Here is a 15,572-nt window from a genome sequence, read left to right on the forward strand (position 1 = left end):
AACGCATCTTGCACCGGCAGGCCAAGAACGTTTGCTTGGCCGATTTGGCCGGGAGGTCGAAGCACGGACGAGGATTTCCGCCGGTTGGAGCGTTTTCAACCGGGGCTTCGTCGTGAACCTAGTGAAGGATGAGGTGATTTATGTTGCGATCGCTGGTACCAGTGCGCGAAAGGCGGCTCGCCCGACCGTTTGAGCGAATCGTCGATGAAATGGAAGACCTGATCGAACGATTTTGGGAAGGAGGCGACGGCGGCCCGTCGAGGCTGGAAACCTACTATCCCAAGGCGAATCTGGCCGAGACCGACGGCAACTTCGAGCTCAGCGTCGATCTGCCCGGCATGAAGCCCGAAGAGATCAAGGTCGAAATGCGAAACGGCAACCTGGTGGTCTCGGGCGAGCGGAAAGAGGAGAAGGAAGAAAAGGGGAAGACGTATCACCGCGTCGAACGCAGCTACGGCTCGTTCTGCCGCACGATTCCGCTGCCGGCCAACTGAGATGTCAAGCTTTGGCGCGCGAGCTTATCTAAAACTCACAATGCGCTCACGCGAGCCGGCTTTTTCTTTTTCGACCCAAGCTGCGAGCTGTGCTCAGAGGGACACACCGCGCGCCCGATCGCTCATTTACCATTCTTTGCGCCCAGCGAATCTGCGGATTGTGCGGAGATTTCCGGGCGGCATGAGCATTGCTTCACCGTGGGCAATGTCTTTCTGCCACGGTGGCGGAGGCGGTGCTTTCAGCATGGAGAAGGTGTTGTGATGAATCGTTCGTTTCTGGTTGCGGCGGCTTTGTTTTTGGCAGTTGTGGGGATGTCCTTGATGTCCGGCGGGAATGTGGCGCAGGCCGGCCATCGCGGCTGCTACGGCTCGGGTTGCTACGGCTGCGATGGAGGTTGTTCGGGTTGTTACGGCGGCTGTTACGGCTGCCACGGGCGTCGGCGGCACGGCTGCTACGGCTGCAATGGATGTCAAGGGGGCAATGGGTGCTACGGCTGCCAAGGGTGCAGCGGCATGAATGGCGGTCAGGCCCAGCCGGCAGCGCCTCCGGCACCGGCGCCGGATACAAGTACCAGTGCTCCCAAGGCGAACAAGGCGGCGAGCAAGAACAATGCTTCGCCGCGCCGCTCGGCGACGCGCGGCTGATGAAACGGAGCCGCTCGGCCACGGGCCACCGCGGCGGAAACCCGCGGTGGCCCGAGCCACGCTGAATCCAAAAGAAGAAAGAAGGGAACGAACCAATGTCCGTCGGTCGAATTTGCAGCCGTGAAGTCCAGCTTGCCGAAACCAAAGACTCGGCCGCCGTTGCCGCGAAGCGAATGCGAGACTCTAACGTCGGCACACTTGTCGTGCTTGATGATCACAAGAAACCAATCGGGATCGTCACCGATCGCGACCTGGTGGCGAGGGTCATGGCCGCGGGCAAAGATCCTCACGGGTGTACGGTTGGCGATATAATGACCCGCTCGCCCAAATCGGTGCGCGACGACGCGCCTATCGAAGATGCCTTAGTCCAGATGTGCGGACTCGGCCTGCGCCGCATGATCGTGGTCGACAAGGAGCATCGATTGGTCGGCATCATCAGCCTCGACGACATTTTGTCGCTGCTCGGCGAAGAGCTCAGCCGCATCGGCCGTTTGCTCGACCATCAAATCGCCGCCGCACGCCGCGACCGATAGCCCCACACGAGGGCCGTGATTCGCAGACCATTCTTGATAGCCATTTCACCTACAACGAGGGAACAGGCCATGAGCCACACGAATGCCGCGTTTGATGCGACGGTGCAGGCGACCAATGCCTGGGTTGCCGACCTGGCGGCCCGCCTTGGTTGGAGCGATCACCACCATGCTTACATGGCCCTGCGGGCGGTCTTGCACGCCTTGCGCGACCGGTTGAGCGTCGAGCACGTGGCCGACCTGTCGGCCCAGTTGCCGATGCTCGTGCGAGGGTTCTATTACGAAGGCTGGCATCCGGCCGGCAAACCGCTCAAAGATCGCAAAGAGGATGACTTCCTCGAACATGTCGCCGACAACCTGCGAGGCGCCCCGGACGCCGACCCGCGCCAAGTCACCCGCGCCGTGTTCGCGCTTCTTAGGCAGCACGTCAGTCACGGTGAAATCGAATCGCTGAGGGCGACGCTGCCGCACGAGCTTAAGCTGCTCTGGAAGTGAGCTTTCCAGCGTTTGACCTGTTCCAAATATGCGGTCGGCTGTTCGACGCGAACGTCAAGTCGGCCCGCATAAACCTCGCCCGATTGGCCGTCGGCTGAGATCCAATCTCCTTCGGCGAACGACCGATCACCGATTTCGCAATGCTGCAAGCCGTCCGGCACGATCAGCTCGCGGCATCCGACCACGCAGGCCTTGTTGAGTTGCCGAGCGACGACGGCGGCGTGCGACGTGCGTCCTCCCCGAGCGGTAACAATGCCGGCGGAGGATGCCAGTCCGGCGATGTCGGCCGTCGTGATATCGCCGCGCACCAGGACGGGCGCCTGGCCCTTGGCGGCGAAGGTGGCTGCTGCCTCGGGCGTCAGCGCGATGGGGCCAATGGCCACTCCTGATCCAGCCGGCGTCCCGCGACACAGCGGCCTTAACCCGTCAGGGGGCGCCAAACGAACCGACTTCAGCTCGTCGAGGTCGTACCCGCTCAATCTGTCGAGCGCGGTCGTTTCGTCGATCCGTCCTTCAGCGACGAGGTTGCAGGCGATACGCAGGGCGGCCAGCGGAGTTCTTTTGGCGGTGCGCGTTTGAAGCACGTACAACCGCCCCTCTTGGATGGTGAATTCGAAATCTTGCACGTCGCCGAAAAGGTGCTCCAGTCGTCCCGCGGTTCGAACGAGTTCGCGATAGACCTCGGGCAGAATCCGCTCCAGGGCCGCGCTGCCCCGTGTGCCACGTCGCCCGCCGACGATATCCTCGCCTTGTGAGCCCGGCAGAAAATCGAAGTAGAGACCGGTTTCGCCGGTGGCCGGGTCGCGCGTGAAGGCCACGCCCGACCCGGAGTTTCCACCCAGGTTGCCGTAAACCATGGTTTGGATTGTGACGGCAGTCCCTGGCAGGTGCTCCAGCCTTCGCAGACGGCGGAACTCAACGGCGCGGGCGCTTTGCCAAGACCGGAACACGGCTTCGACCGCCGCGACCAATTGCTCGCGCGGATTCTGCGGAAAAGCGTGGCCGACTTGCGACGAAAACCATGCCAGCGATTCTTCAGCGATTTCTCGCAGGGCCGCGGCATCGAGCTCCGCCGGCGACGCAACGCGATCGCTCGCCAGCCGGGCATCGACCCGCCGTTCAAACGGCTCCGCAGCCAGCCCGTGGACTGCCTCGCCGTAACTTTGCACCAGGCGTCGGTAGCTGTCCCACGCATGACGTGGGTTGCCGGTGAGACACACCAGGGCCGATACGGTGCGGTCGGTCAGTCCGACATCCAGTACGGTATCGAGCATGCCGGGCATCGAGACGGCCGCCCCCGAGCGGACCGACAAGAGCAATGGCCGTCGCTCGCCGCCGTAGACCAAGCCGGTTGCCTTGCCCAACCGTTCCACCTGTTCCGTCAGCAGCTCGGCAAAGTTCTCAACCAATCGACGACCGCAATCGAAGTAATCGCGGCAGAAGGAGACGGGCAGCACAAAGCCGGGCGGCACGCGAACACCCTCTTCGGCCAGGCGGATCAAATTTGCCGCTTTGCTTCCGACACTCTCGGCCGTGACCGCGGTCCGGTCGACGCCAGGGCAACCGAAGAAGACAATCTGCTTGGTCGAATCGCCGGCGTTCATGGGTCTCCGGCAATCACCTGGTTATCGCATCGCCGAACACATAGTCGCGCAAGTTGAGCGCGGAGCGCATCAGTACGTCGGCGGCCGCCTCGAGATTGTCGGCAATTTCCGTAAAAAGGTGGAGTTGTTTGAAATCACCTGAAAACATAAGGATGCCGGACTTGGCCCGACGATGGGCGTCGTCGGCCTGGTGCTCGGCAAGCTGCGTCCGATCTACCGCTTGTAGAAAATCTTCAATTCGTTCGCGCGCGCTGCCGCGATGCACATAGCGGGCGTTCTCCAGAGCCTTCAGATACTCTTGCGCCCCCTGCACGAGCAGCCACGACAACTCCTCGAGTGCTGCCAACGAACCGTTGGTCGCGCCGTCGCTCGGCAACAAGTTGATCAGAAAGACGGCTTCCTCGAGCTTGTCGGCCGCGTCGTCGGCCGTCCGCACCAGATCGATCAGCGGCTGCGACGATTCGCTCCGCCAGCCGCGAGCCGCCCGGCAGCGATTGAGCAATTCGTCGGCGCGGTGTTCCCAAAGCTTCGCCCTCCGGGCGGTGCGGTCCAAGTAGTCTCGGTCACCCGCCTCGATGCCCAACAACAGGCAATCGCGTGACGCCGTAGCCAGTTCGACGATCAAGGTGGCATGCTCGCCGGCCACCGTCAGAAGTCCCTCTTGGATGGTGTCGAGATTGCGCCGCAGCTCGGCGCGGATTTCATCGCGGATGAGTGCGTCGGAGCGGCCGGCCAGCAAGCCCTCGGCCGTGGTCCGCAGCATGAACTTGAGGAATTCCGCGGTGCGAGACTCGCCCAGCATATCCGCGAGTTGGCCGCCCCACTGTAGCGGCCCCTGAGCGATAAGCCGCAGCGCGTCGAATACAAGTTGCTCGCCGCCCAGCTTCAAAAACGCCCTGTGTCCGAAGCTGTTGGCAGCGGCCCAATCCAGGACATCGAGGCAAACCTCTTTGGGGGCCAGCTTTCGCAGCCGTTTGCGGGCCCGGTTCCAGTCGATCAGGAAGACGAGCCGCGACCCAAGCAACGTGAGATCGCCGGCAAGCGCATCGTGGCCGCCCGCGACGAAGGTGCCGACGCTCAGGTGGTACAGATCCCGTAAGCCAGCCGATCGTTTCGACACGGTATCGTTCCATGCCACGGCGAGCGGTCGCAGCAGGGCCTGGAAAGAGGCCAGCCGTTGAATGTGGATGTCGCTGTAGGTCACCGTCACTTTCGGCGGCTCGATGCGGACCACCAGCACGTGCGCCTCCGTCAAACCGATGTCGTTTTGCAGCACCAGCGCGCCACGGTCGTGAGTGGCCGTCGTACCGAGGCCTGGGTGGTCGAACTTCAGTTTCTCGGTTTGGTGGACGCCCGCCATGAAGGCCGCCACAAGTCCACGATCGTCGTCCGTCAGCCCGTAAACCGCCGCCCCCGCGACCGATTCCGTGGAGATTTGCCGTTGCCGCCGGTTGATCTCCTTGTGCAAATCCATAATGAGGGTGTGCAGACTGTCTTCTTGTCCGGTCGGTGCCAGCGCGACGCGATCAATTGTGTCACCGTCGATCGAGTCGTCGTCCGGCGGACACAAGGAAGCCAGGCATGCGCCGAGACGGTGCTGATAGTCGGCGCCCGGACGACCGTCGTCCGTCGAGGCAGTCGTCGCGTCGACTTCGATCGGCACGAGCATTTGCCGTATTTGGTCGACCAGCAATTCATAGATTTGCCGCGCCCCCGGAATAGCGTACCGGTGGTCGGCCTCCTTGTGGCTTTGCTCGACCACCGAGTCAAATTCGACATCGGTCACGCCGCACGCGAGCCTCTCCGTTTTCAGATCCACGGTGCCTGCGTCCGGACGATCGGCATGGGCTTTTGCGGCTTGCAGCAGTGCGACCAGATACTTGGCGCGGTCGTTGGCTGCCAACGCCGCGTTGACGACGTTGGGCAAGATCAGCGATCTCTCGCCCAGTTCCGACACAATCTGAGATTTGCCGGTCATGATGTTACCTTGTTCCGATTCTACCAAAAAACCGTCGGCGTGGGGGCTGACTACCCGTCATGCTCGATCTTGCGGAGCGACGACGTCATCGCGACGACGGAGCATGGTCGGCCGCCTCGCTTCCACCGGTGCCGGTCGGTCCGCTGCCGCCGGTCTCCGTGTTGAACGCGCTTGCAGCTTGTGTGCCGCGAGGTGTCACGTGCCTTAGTGCGATTCTCAACCGCCGCCTGGCGGCCCGCTGACTCCTCGCGCTGTGCGGCAAGGCGCGCACTGTGTGACAAAAAGCGACACTGGCTCGTCATGACTTGCGATCCCTCGCCACGGTCCGATGTGCGAAGAGTCGCGTGCGAAGCGTAAAAAACGGGCTGCAAAGCCGTTCGGAGCCTTCATTTCAATCGGCCCGGCAAGCCGGCACAGGGAATGCTAAAAAGCCGGTCCGAGTTACTGAGGTCCGCCTTGTTCCACGCCCGGAGTTATCGACCATGTTGCAGATATGCTTGCAGAATTCCACCACGACGCGCGTCGTTCCGACAGCTACGGGCCGTTCGAAGCGGTCAGGATTGTCGGCAACGAGGTCCACGTCAAAAACGGTTCCGACTACGTTCTCGCCCAGTTCCACGACAACCGTGAAGGTTGGCGGTGTGGCGACGATGCCTGGTCGTTGATGGTCGTGACCCAGTCGGCGATGCACGTTGAAACAGAGTAACCCAAGCAGCCACGGGCAAGGAGCGGCCAACGATGAACGAAGAATGCGTTGTGGGCGTGTACGACTCGCTCGACGGAGCCGGCCAAGCGGTCCATATTCTGCGGCGGGGCGGTGTTCCGGTGCGGCAGGTGTCGGTGGTCGCCTCCGGCCCGCTGGACAGGCCCGAATTGGTCCATAACCTGCCGATCGCCGACGATTCGCTTCGCGACGCGGCCATCGGCGCCGGCCTGGGAGGTCTTCTGGGCGTCGTCGCCGGCATCGCGGCGACCGCGGTTGCCGGGGTCGGGGTCGTGTTCGCGCTCGGTCCGTTCGCCGTCGGGCTGACCGGCGCGACGGTGGGCGCCTACCTTGGCGGTTTGATCGGCTGGGGGGTCCACCGCCAGCACATCGAGCACTATGAACAGTGCGTCAAGAACGGCAAGGTGTTGGTCATCGCCAACGGCACTCCTGCCGAGCTGGACGGCGCCAATCGGATGCTCAAGGAAACCAATGCCGTTGAAGTGCGGCTCTATGCGCGGACCTCCTCGGAGTCGCCCGAAGTGCTGGCACGGTAGCGGCCGTCCATGGGACGGGGCCGGAACGGAGAAGCCTCTTATCAATTCGTTAGGTTCTAGCAAAAAGGGAGAGACGACGGTGGTGTCGAACGACGTACAAGAGCGGTTCACGCGCGCGGTCGGAATACTGGCCGACGAAAAAGGAAGAATCAAGGAGCGGCTGCTGATGGCGTATGCCAGCCAGTTGAGCGGCGTACACGTCAAGCAGGACTTGCCGCCGGATCTGGCCAAAGGCTTTTACGAGATGCGCAATGCCATCAGCGACGCGGAAATGCCCTACGGCTACGGCGAGCGGGCGGCGAAGAAGATCGACGCCATGAGCGAAGAGGAAGCCTCGGCCTTGGCCGGCGCAATTTTTCAGATGTTTCTCAAACTCTGCGGCCAGCCGGCAGAGCAGGCGGCCTGAAAGGAACTGAGCACCATGAGTAATCGAGAGAAAGTCGCGTCGAGCGTAATGTCGCACGCCCAGAGAGCCCCCATGTCTGACCTCAGAAGAATCCTCGTCGGAGTCGACCTGCTTGAATCGCGGCAAGGCAACCTGTCGCCGCCCGTCGAACAGGCGGTCAAACAGGCGATTTGGCTGGCCGAACGTCTGTCGAGCCAAGTGCTGTTCCTCGCGGCGGTCGAGTTGCCGAAAGAAGGGGAGATCCATCCACCGGCGATCGATAGCGAGCGGGTGGTGAGTGAGGTCGAGACCTCCGCGCGCGAAGCCTTAAGAAAGCTGGTGCAGCGAACGGCCGAGCGCGGCGTGCGAGCGACGAGCAAGTTCGTCGATGGGCAGGGCTCGCCGACTTCGTGTGCCCGGTGCCTTTGGAATCGTATCACCACGTTCCGCCGATACCCTTGATTTGAGCGCCGACCAAAGAGCGAGCTTGCGCCATATAAATCACGGGGTAACGGTAATCTGATTATCGACGTCGCTGACGCCGGGCGCCGCCCAGGCGGCTTGGGCCGCTTTCTCCTCTTCGGCCCAGGAGTTGACATTGCCGTGCAAGACGACCTTGCCGCCATGCACTTCCACGGTGATGCGCCGGGCATCGAGCTCGGCGCTGCGCCGAAATGCCGACTCGATCAGCGCTTTGATCTCCGACGGACTTGCCTCGGTCTTGACTACGATCGAATTGATAACTTCCTTCACACCCACCAGATTGCGGACGGCACAGCCGGCCGCTTCTTTGTCGTATTGCGAGTCGACGGTTCCTTCCAACACGATCCGCCCGTCTCGCACCGTGACAGTCAGGCGGTCTTGGGGAACGAAAGCGTCCCACTTCAGCACGTGCAGGGCGGCTTCGGCAATTTCCTGGTCAGTCCGCTCAAGCTCGCCAGGAACATGGACATGGATGTCGTTGGCGACTGCTCGCACGCCATAAACACGTTTGGCGACGCGCTCGGCCGCCACCTTTTCGCCAAAGGTGTCCACCACGCCGGTGAGCGTGATCACGCCCTCTTTCGCCATGACGCCAATCTGATTGGCATCGACGCTTGGATCAAATTGCAGCTCGTCCAACACATCGTGACGCAATTGAGTATCGGTCTTCATACGGTTCTCCATGTGCGATCGGGGTTGAAGGGCGTTTCCCTTGAAGCAGCTTCCGTGCCGGCGCCACCAGATTTCCATACCGCCCGGCTTGGTACGCCGGTTGCCACACGCGTGAGGTGGAGAACCACCGACGCCACCCCTATGCCGGTAAAAGTCATGAATGCAATCGTCAATGAAGACAATGTCGACGAGCGGCAGATTCTGATCGACCGCCTGGCCGCCGAGGGCATCAGTTCAGCGGTGCTTTCGGCCATGGCACGGGTGTCTCGCGAAAAGTTCGTACCTCGGCGTCTTAGGAGCATGGCCTACGTTGATTCGGCTTTGCCGATTGAGTGCGGTCAGACGATCAGCCAGCCAACGATCGTGGCAATGATGACCGACGCGTTATCTCTGTCGGGCAACGAGCGAGTGCTGGAAATCGGCACGGGCAGCGGCTACCAGGCGGCTATTCTGGCCGAGCTATGCCGCTTCGTCGTGACCATCGAGCGGCACGGCGAGCTGGCGCGGCAGGCAGCAAGCCGACTGAAAGAGATGGGGTACTCGAACGTACTGGTGTTGCACGGCGATGGCACGCTCGGCTGCCCGGAGCACGCCCCTTTCGACCGCATCATCGTGACGGCCGCGGCCGACGACCTTCCGCCGGCGCTGTTCGCGCAGCTTGCCGAAGGCGGCTTCCTGGTGGCGCCGCTGGGCGACGTCTGGGGCCAGACCCTGGTTCAAATTCGCAAAGTTAACGGCGCCCCCGTGAGACGCGAGCTCTGCGGCTGCGCCTTCGTGCCACTCGTGGCCGACGAGTCGATCGGCCAACTCGAGCAAGCGGGTACGACAGTCGACCGTTGTCGACATGCACAAAGGCCGTCAGGGCGTGTGGCTTGACCGGGCCAGCGCCGAGGATGTCATGTACTTCCCAGCCCCGCACGATAAGCGCATCCGCGATGAGCCGGTCGTGACAACGCCACGGCACCGCCTCGCAGCACATTAAGGCGTCTCACACCCCCAAAAACTCTTCCACCGCTTCCCGCATGACCGCGATGTCGGGCTCGATGCCGGTCCAGAGCTGGAAGGCGACGGCGGCCTGGTTGACGATCATCCCCAACCCGTCGAGCGCGGTGGCGCCGTGCTGCCGGGCTTCTTCGAGAAAGCGCGTGTCGGGCGGGTTGGCTACCACGTCGGCCACCACCATGTTTTTCACCGCTCCGCTGAAATCGACGGGCAACCGGGCGTCGGGGTCGTTCATGCCGATGCTCGTGGCGTTGATGGCGATCTCCGCGTCGCCCGGTAGGGCATAGTCACCCGTCCAAACGACGAGCGCGGCGGCGGTCTGCGTTTTCGAGTTCAACAGATCGACGAGTTGCCGGCCTCGTTCTTCCGTGCGGTTGACGACGGTGATCCCGGCCGCGCCCGCCAATGCCAGTTCGATTCCAATGGCCCGCGCCGCTCCGCCGGCGCCGAACAGCACGATTCGTTTGCCTGCCGGGTCGGCCACGGCGGAGAGCGACCGCATGAAGCCTTTGCCGTCGGTGTTCTCGCCCACCAGCTTGTGGTCTTCGCGCACGATGCAATTGACGGCCCCCATCAGGGCCGCGGCATCGCTGAGCCGGTCGAGAAACTCCACCACCGCCACCTTGTGCGGCCGGGTGATGTTGCCGCCGCGAAAGCCCATCGCTCGCATGCCGCGGACCGCGTCGCCCAGGCCTGCCGGCGCCACTTCCAGCGTCAGATACCGCCATTCCAGGCCGTGGTGCGCGAACGCCTTCTCGATCATGTACTGTGTGGGGTTTCCGGCGACGGGCTGTCCGAAAAGCGTGCAGATTTCCTGAAGCAGGGTGGCGGGCGGCGTCATAGCACGGAACGAGCCAGGAGAAGGGCCTTCGATCGTCGTTCATCTTGATCGAGCGGCCGCCGTGCTGCAAGCACCCGACCCGCGGCGGCGGCGGCACGAAACGGGTTGTCAAACCCTGCTGTCAGCACTACGATAGGATGCCTTCGTGGCGAACGGCCAAGTGGTTGAAATGTCGTTTGCCGCGATTGACTTGCACCCGTAGCTCAATTGGATAGAGCATCGGTCTACGGAACCGAAGGTTACAGGTTCGAGCCCTGTCGGGTGTAGCTATTCACGAACTGAGGGCTGCCTCTTTGCTCGCTGGCCCAATAGCGGTTTTGCAGGCGACACCGCTATTCCGCAGCCGGTTCACCGAAACCAGAAGCAGGTGACGTTTTCGGCACATCCCTCGTGGGTCCACACGTAGACGGCGCCGAAGACGCCGATCGTGGCGATGGCTGACACAGGCCCGCGAACAATGTTGCTGCTTGCAATTGCCGCCCGGCCTGCGTCCAATAGCGTTCGTGACCCTATTCGCTTTCGTCCCACAGAGCCGGCCATGTATCACGGAGACATTTCCAGCAGCGCCGACACGATCGGCGTCGCCGTCGTCAATTACAAAATGCCTCGCCTGCACTCGCGGCGGGAAGTGCTGGCCAACGCCCGGCAGATCGCCAAAATGATCGACGGTTTCAAGCTGGGCCTGCCGGGCATGGACCTGGTCGTATTCCCCGAATACAGCACGCACGGCATCATGTACGACCGCCAGGAGATGCTCGACACGGCCGTCTCCATTCCCGGTGAAGAGACCGAGATCTTCGCCGAGGCCTGCCGCCGCAACCGCGCCTGGGGCGTTTTCTCGCTCACCGGCGAGCGGCACGAAGAGCACCCGTGCGTCGTGCCCTACAACACGCTGATCCTGCTCGACGACCAAGGGCGGCTGGTGCAGAAATATCGCAAGATCATGCCGTGGTGCCCGATCGAGGGTTGGTATCCCGGCAACTGCACCTACGTCTCCGAGGGACCGAAGGGCCTGAAGGTGAGCCTGATCATCTGCGACGACGGCAACTATCCGGAAATCTGGCGCGACTGCGCGATGAAGGGCGCGGAGCTGATCGTCCGCTGCCAGGGATACATGTATCCGGCCAAGGAGCAGCAGATCATGGTCTCCAAGACGATGGCCTGGATGAACAACTGCTACGTGGCGGTGGCCAACGCGGCCGGCTTCGACGGCGTCTACTCCTACTTCGGGCATTCCGCCCTGATCGGCTTCGACGGCCGCACGCTCGGCGAGTGCGGCGAGGAGGAGAACGGCGTGCAGTACGCCGCGCTATCGAAATCGCTGATTCGCGACTTCCGGGCCAACGCCCAATCGCAGAACCACCTGTTCAAGCTGCTGCACCGCGGCTACACGGGCCTGATCAACTCCGGGCAAGGCGACCAGGGCCTGGCCGAATGTCCCTACGACTTTTATCGCAACTGGGTGCTCAACGCGGAGCGGACCCGCGCCGCGGTCGAGCAGATCACCCGCGCGACCGTCGGCACGCCGCAGTGCCCGATTCCCGGCTTGCCGGTGGAGCGGGCGCTGGTGTAAACCAAGAGGCATTGAGATCTAAACGTCGGCGCGTGGGGCAATGGTAAGGAGCGATAGCGGTGGCAAGACCAAGAGAACCGTGGAATATCCGGCCGGCCAAGAAACGGGCCGCCGTGTCGGCCTCGATGAAGGCCGAGGTGGAAACGAAAGCCGGGAATTTGATCGAGAAGGTGTTGAAGCCGAAACACGTTCGGCCGCCGAAAAAAGGCGAGCAGTTCAATTACATCATCGACATCGGGGCGAAGTGGTACAGGAATTATTTCTACTTCATCGCGACCTATGCCTGCCCAAGCCCGGACGCCTTCTCGCCCACGTTCGAGTCGAGGTTTGCTCGGATGGAACCTCTGCGCGACGACACGTTCGCCCTCTATGCCATGCGTCACACGGGCAACGAATGGGTTGGCGTTTTCGATGATCTTTCGGTGGACGAGTGCATGCAGGCCATCCGGGACGATCCGTGGTTCGAGCTGTAAGGGCCTACTCCGGCCCGCTGACCGGCGTCGTGCCTTTTCCATGCGCCGCCGCCGTGAGCTGCGTTGCCCACTCACGATCGGCCCGCGAAAGCCGCGCGCGAGGCGGCGCGCCGTAGCGGAGCCGCCGCTCATAACGCCCGCGCGCGTACGTTTCGGCGAAAACCCGCTGCAGCTCGACGACGACGTCTCGATCGGGCGGATTGAGCGGTATTGGAATGGGAGGCAACGGTTGCCGCACGCTCCAATGATAGACGTCGCAAAACGGCCGGCGGTCGCGGTGGGCCACGAAGGCGTAATAATCGTCAGGAGGAATCGGTTCGGCGGTCGGCAGCCGCTGTCCGCCGACCAAAAGATCGAGCTCGATCAAATGCACGTCCTGGCTAAGGACCGCGTCTCTCTTGATTAAATACTCCTCACGCCCGTGCGAAAGTTTATTTGTCGGCGACAGCACCTCCAACACGGCCACCAAAGTCTGATCCGGGTAGTCGTAAATCTCGATCGAGCTTTGGCGCTCCTTTTCCGGAATAATCAAGGGCACCGTCACCGGTTCGAGAAGGGCCGGCCCCGCGTAGTCCCGCGGCACTGCGGTGGCATGCGCCGCTTCGCGGCCGACGATCGCGTCCGGGACGAACGACTGCGGCGGGATGTCGAAGGACTCGATGACGGTCACGCGCTCTTGAATCCGGGCGTCGTAGTGGTCGGGAAGTCGCTCGCTGAGGGCCTTTCGCAGACAGCTTATGAACTCCAAGTGAAAATCACCCCACGCGCCGGAGTTTTCCAGGTAGGGGTCCATGCCGGGAAACGGGCTAGGCATCTTCGATCCTCGCAAAGGTCAAGCTTTGCAGTATTCTATACCGACGTTGCACGCACGGGAACGCGGTCGACATTTTCATTCGTGGCCGGTCGTCATGCCCAACTGCCGCATCTTGCGATACAGATTCGAGCGGTGCAGGCCGAGCTGCTTGGCCGCGTCCTGCATGTTGCCGCGGGCCCGCGCGATGGCCTGCTCGATGAACTGCGCCTGAAACTGGTCTGTGGCCTCGGCGAGCAGGCCCGCCTGCGCGGCCGTTACGGACTGCACGGCCGACGGCAAGATCACCAAGGCCGGATCGTCGGCCTGGATGACGTCGCTCGACGACAAGTACGCCAGACGCTCCATCAGGTTCCGCAGTTCGCGGACGTTGCCCGGCCAACGGTGCGCCCGCAAGCGGCGACGGGCGTCGGCGGTCAACCGCAGCATCGGCCGCCGCGCCTTCTTGCAAAAGTCTTCCAGAAAATGCTCGGCCAGCAACACGATGTCGTCGGGCCGCTCGCGCAACGGCGGAATCTGCAGCGTCACCACGTTCAGCCGGAAGTAAAGGTCTTGCCGGAACTTCTTTTCGGCCACCATCGTCGCCAGGTCCTGGTTGGTGGCCGCAATCACGCGGGCGTCGGTGTGAATCGGCTTCGACCCGCCCACCCGCACCACCAGCTTCTCCTCCACCACGCGCAACAGCTTCGATTGGCCGCCGGGACTAAGATCGCCGATTTCGTCGAGAAACAGCGTGCCGCCCGAAGCCAGCTCGAACTTGCCGGCGTGCGACTCGTGGGCGTCGGTGAAGGCGCCTCGTTCGTGGCCGAACAGCTCGCTTTCCAACAAGGTCTCGCTGATCGCCGCGCAGTTCACGGCGATGAACGGCTGGTCGCGGCGATGGCTGAGATAGTGAATCAGTTGACTGACCACCTCTTTTCCGGTGCCGTTCTCGCCCAGGATCAACACGGCCAGATCGGTGGCCGCCACGCGGCAAATGGTCGATCGCAGGGCTTCGATGGCGGGGGACTCGCCGATCAACTGCACCGCGCTGGCGGCCTGGTCGGTCATCAGCCGCCGCGATTGCAACAGGGCCTGCCGCTCTTGCACGTTCTCCAAGGCGATGGCCGCCTGCTCGGCCAGCTCCGTCAATGTGCCTTGATCGTCTTCCGTAAAATCGCCGGCCTTCTTGTTGATGGCCTCGAACGCCCCCAGAATCTCCCCGCGGCGGCTGCGCAACGGCACGCAGAGCAGCGTCCGCGTGCGATAGTTCAGCCGCGCGTCGACCTGTCGATTGATCTGCTCCTGTCCGCTGGCCGCGTCGACGCGCCGCGGCTCGCCGCTCTGGACCACCTGGCCGACGATGCCGGCATCGTCCTCGATCCGCAGGTCCTCTTTTTTGACGCCCAAAGCGGGCCGGGCCACAAGCTGATGGCTGGCGCGGTCCCACAGAAAAATGCTGGCCCGATCGGCGTTCATCAGCCGCGTGGCGGCTTCGGCCATGTCGGTCAGCAGGGCCTCGACGTGATGATGCTGGTTCCAACGTCCCGCCACATCGAGAACCGCCTCCAGCCGCGCGATGCGCCATTGTCGATCGTGCCGATCGCGGACCGACTTCAGGGCCACCCCGCAAACTTTCGCCAGCAAATCAACGGCGTCAGGCACCGGCTTGTGCGCCGCATTGCCGGGCACCGTCATCACCAGCAGTTCGCCCGAAGACGACTTCGCCTCCAACAGGGCCGCGCACCAATGACCATCGACACGTGGACTTTCGTCGTCGAGCACATCGGCCAACAGGGCCAGCGGCAACTGCTGTTTCGCTCCGACCGCTGCGATTGTGGTCCATTGGCCGGCCACCGATCTCGCGACCGCCGCATATTCGGCCTGGAATGCCTCGGTCAGAAGCGGCAGAGCGTCAGAAAGAAACGCGGCCGCCGAGTGGTGCGATGCTCCCAGCGCCAACAGTTTCGCCGCGGTTGATGCGAATTCGGGACGTTCAGCAAGCTGGTTTTGCAACCAAGAGAGGTTATCGACCGTCGGTATGTTGCGCATCGGATGCTCCGCCACGCCAAATTGACGTCATGCACGCATAGAAAGTCGCGGATTTGATTCAAGCATAATCTGCGGAGATCAAGATGACAACGGGGGGTTCAGGGTTCAGGGTTCAGGGTTCAGATGAGGGATGAGGGATGCCGCCTGCCCAAGACCCAAGACCCAAGACCCAAAATCCAAGGCCCTGAACCCTGAACCCTGAACCCTTTCCGCACCTACCATCCTGGCGTCCGCTTCGGTAACCTGTTCCCTGTAACCTGTAACCTGTAACCTGACACCTGCCCGGCAAGGAGAC

The 15,572-nt window shown here is 62.6% G+C and carries 16 protein-coding genes and 1 tRNA gene; 11 read left to right on the forward strand and 6 right to left on the reverse strand.

The window, feature by feature from the left end; all coding sequences use genetic code 11:
• Positions 1 to 140 precede the first annotated feature (140 nt).
• From VNH11_01985 to VNH11_01995, 3 genes are all read left to right on the forward strand, one after another.
• On the forward strand, positions 141 to 494 hold the full coding sequence (locus VNH11_01985) for an Hsp20/alpha crystallin family protein (protein HVA45131.1): 354 nt from the start codon (positions 141 to 143) through the stop codon (positions 492 to 494).
• A 740-nt stretch (positions 495 to 1,234) separates the two neighbouring features.
• Positions 1,235 to 1,672, forward strand: a complete 438-nt coding sequence (locus VNH11_01990; protein ID HVA45132.1) for a CBS domain-containing protein — start codon at positions 1,235 to 1,237, stop codon at positions 1,670 to 1,672.
• Between the two features lie 69 nt (positions 1,673 to 1,741).
• The gene (locus tag VNH11_01995; GenBank protein HVA45133.1) at positions 1,742 to 2,164 is read left to right on the forward strand and encodes a DUF2267 domain-containing protein; all 423 of its coding nucleotides are present in this window, start codon (positions 1,742 to 1,744) and stop codon (positions 2,162 to 2,164) included.
• On the opposite strand, the gene VNH11_02000 is transcribed toward VNH11_01995, so the two are convergent.
• On the reverse strand, positions 2,101 to 3,768 hold the full coding sequence (locus VNH11_02000; protein HVA45134.1) for a PEP/pyruvate-binding domain-containing protein: 1,668 nt from the start codon (positions 3,766 to 3,768) through the stop codon (positions 2,101 to 2,103). The genes VNH11_01995 and VNH11_02000 overlap by 64 nt on opposite strands.
• A 13-nt stretch (positions 3,769 to 3,781) precedes the next feature.
• A complete protein-coding gene (locus tag VNH11_02005; protein HVA45135.1) occupies positions 3,782 to 5,746 on the reverse strand; it encodes a hypothetical protein in 1,965 nt (654 codons plus the stop codon).
• A gap of 493 nt (positions 5,747 to 6,239) precedes the next feature.
• Between VNH11_02005 and VNH11_02010 the strand changes: the two genes are divergently transcribed.
• The 4 genes from VNH11_02010 (at position 6,240) to VNH11_02025 (ending at position 7,853) form a co-directional block, all read left to right on the forward strand.
• Entirely contained in the window at positions 6,240 to 6,452 is a 213-nt protein-coding gene (locus VNH11_02010; GenBank protein ID HVA45136.1) for a hypothetical protein, read from the forward strand.
• Positions 6,453 to 6,484: 32 nt separating this feature from the next.
• A complete protein-coding gene (locus VNH11_02015; GenBank protein ID HVA45137.1) occupies positions 6,485 to 7,006 on the forward strand; it encodes a hypothetical protein in 522 nt (173 codons plus the stop codon).
• Positions 7,007 to 7,085: 79 nt separating this feature from the next.
• The gene (locus tag VNH11_02020; protein HVA45138.1) at positions 7,086 to 7,412 is read left to right on the forward strand and encodes a hypothetical protein; all 327 of its coding nucleotides are present in this window, start codon (positions 7,086 to 7,088) and stop codon (positions 7,410 to 7,412) included.
• 72 nt (positions 7,413 to 7,484) lie between these two features.
• On the forward strand, positions 7,485 to 7,853 hold the full coding sequence (locus VNH11_02025; protein ID HVA45139.1) for a universal stress protein: 369 nt from the start codon (positions 7,485 to 7,487) through the stop codon (positions 7,851 to 7,853).
• Positions 7,854 to 7,892: 39 nt separating this feature from the next.
• Here VNH11_02025 and VNH11_02030 read toward each other — a convergent pair whose 3' ends face one another.
• The gene (locus VNH11_02030) at positions 7,893 to 8,546 is read right to left on the reverse strand and encodes a BON domain-containing protein (protein HVA45140.1); all 654 of its coding nucleotides are present in this window, start codon (positions 8,544 to 8,546) and stop codon (positions 7,893 to 7,895) included.
• A gap of 156 nt (positions 8,547 to 8,702) precedes the next feature.
• Between VNH11_02030 and VNH11_02035 the strand changes: the two genes are divergently transcribed.
• On the forward strand, positions 8,703 to 9,422 hold the full coding sequence (locus VNH11_02035; protein ID HVA45141.1) for a protein-L-isoaspartate(D-aspartate) O-methyltransferase: 720 nt from the start codon (positions 8,703 to 8,705) through the stop codon (positions 9,420 to 9,422).
• Between the two features lie 112 nt (positions 9,423 to 9,534).
• On the opposite strand, the gene aroE is transcribed toward VNH11_02035, so the two are convergent.
• Positions 9,535 to 10,389, reverse strand: a complete 855-nt coding sequence (gene aroE, locus VNH11_02040) for a shikimate dehydrogenase (protein ID HVA45142.1) — start codon at positions 10,387 to 10,389, stop codon at positions 9,535 to 9,537.
• Positions 10,390 to 10,581: 192 nt separating this feature from the next.
• Between aroE and VNH11_02045 the strand changes: the two genes are divergently transcribed.
• From VNH11_02045 to VNH11_02055, 3 genes are all read left to right on the forward strand, one after another.
• Positions 10,582 to 10,655: transfer RNA gene (locus VNH11_02045), tRNA-Arg, on the forward strand.
• Positions 10,656 to 10,927: 272 nt separating this feature from the next.
• Positions 10,928 to 11,962: an aliphatic amidase gene (locus VNH11_02050; GenBank protein ID HVA45143.1), complete on the forward strand. Its 1,035-nt coding sequence runs from the start codon at positions 10,928 to 10,930 to the stop codon at positions 11,960 to 11,962.
• 59 nt (positions 11,963 to 12,021) lie between these two features.
• Positions 12,022 to 12,435, forward strand: coding sequence for a hypothetical protein (locus tag VNH11_02055; protein ID HVA45144.1), 414 nt, complete (start codon positions 12,022 to 12,024; stop codon positions 12,433 to 12,435).
• Between the two features lie 4 nt (positions 12,436 to 12,439).
• Here the strand turns inward: VNH11_02055 and VNH11_02060 are convergent, their stop codons facing one another.
• A complete protein-coding gene (locus tag VNH11_02060) occupies positions 12,440 to 13,249 on the reverse strand; it encodes a DUF4058 family protein (protein ID HVA45145.1) in 810 nt (269 codons plus the stop codon).
• Positions 13,250 to 13,324: 75 nt separating this feature from the next.
• On the reverse strand, positions 13,325 to 15,277 hold the full coding sequence (locus VNH11_02065) for a sigma-54-dependent Fis family transcriptional regulator (protein HVA45146.1): 1,953 nt from the start codon (positions 15,275 to 15,277) through the stop codon (positions 13,325 to 13,327).
• Positions 15,278 to 15,572 lie beyond the last annotated feature (295 nt).

It is taken from the genome of Pirellulales bacterium, from assembly GCA_035533075.1.
In the GTDB taxonomy this organism is placed as follows: Bacteria; Planctomycetota; Planctomycetia; order Pirellulales; family JAICIG01; genus DASSFG01.

Bases quoted from the DNA above. Each gene is read 5' to 3' on its own strand.
- VNH11_01985 (HVA45131.1), top strand. From the start codon at position 141: ATGTTGCGATCGCTGGTACCAGTGCGCGAAAGGCGGCTCGCCCGACCG.
- VNH11_01990 (HVA45132.1), top strand. From the start codon at position 1,235: ATGTCCGTCGGTCGAATTTGCAGCCGTGAAGTCCAGCTTGCCGAAACC.
- VNH11_01995 (HVA45133.1), top strand. From the start codon at position 1,742: ATGAGCCACACGAATGCCGCGTTTGATGCGACGGTGCAGGCGACCAAT.
- VNH11_02000 (HVA45134.1), bottom strand. From the start codon at position 3,768: ATGAACGCCGGCGATTCGACCAAGCAGATTGTCTTCTTCGGTTGCCCT.
- VNH11_02005 (HVA45135.1), bottom strand. From the start codon at position 5,746: ATGACCGGCAAATCTCAGATTGTGTCGGAACTGGGCGAGAGATCGCTG.
- VNH11_02010 (HVA45136.1), top strand. From the start codon at position 6,240: ATGCTTGCAGAATTCCACCACGACGCGCGTCGTTCCGACAGCTACGGG.
- VNH11_02015 (HVA45137.1), top strand. From the start codon at position 6,485: ATGAACGAAGAATGCGTTGTGGGCGTGTACGACTCGCTCGACGGAGCC.
- VNH11_02025 (HVA45139.1), top strand. From the start codon at position 7,485: ATGTCTGACCTCAGAAGAATCCTCGTCGGAGTCGACCTGCTTGAATCG.
- VNH11_02030 (HVA45140.1), bottom strand. From the start codon at position 8,546: ATGAAGACCGATACTCAATTGCGTCACGATGTGTTGGACGAGCTGCAA.
- VNH11_02035 (HVA45141.1), top strand. From the start codon at position 8,703: ATGAATGCAATCGTCAATGAAGACAATGTCGACGAGCGGCAGATTCTG.
- aroE (HVA45142.1), bottom strand. From the start codon at position 10,389: ATGACGCCGCCCGCCACCCTGCTTCAGGAAATCTGCACGCTTTTCGGA.
- VNH11_02050 (HVA45143.1), top strand. From the start codon at position 10,928: ATGTATCACGGAGACATTTCCAGCAGCGCCGACACGATCGGCGTCGCC.
- VNH11_02060 (HVA45145.1), bottom strand. From the start codon at position 13,249: ATGCCTAGCCCGTTTCCCGGCATGGACCCCTACCTGGAAAACTCCGGC.
- VNH11_02065 (HVA45146.1), bottom strand. From the start codon at position 15,277: ATGCGCAACATACCGACGGTCGATAACCTCTCTTGGTTGCAAAACCAG.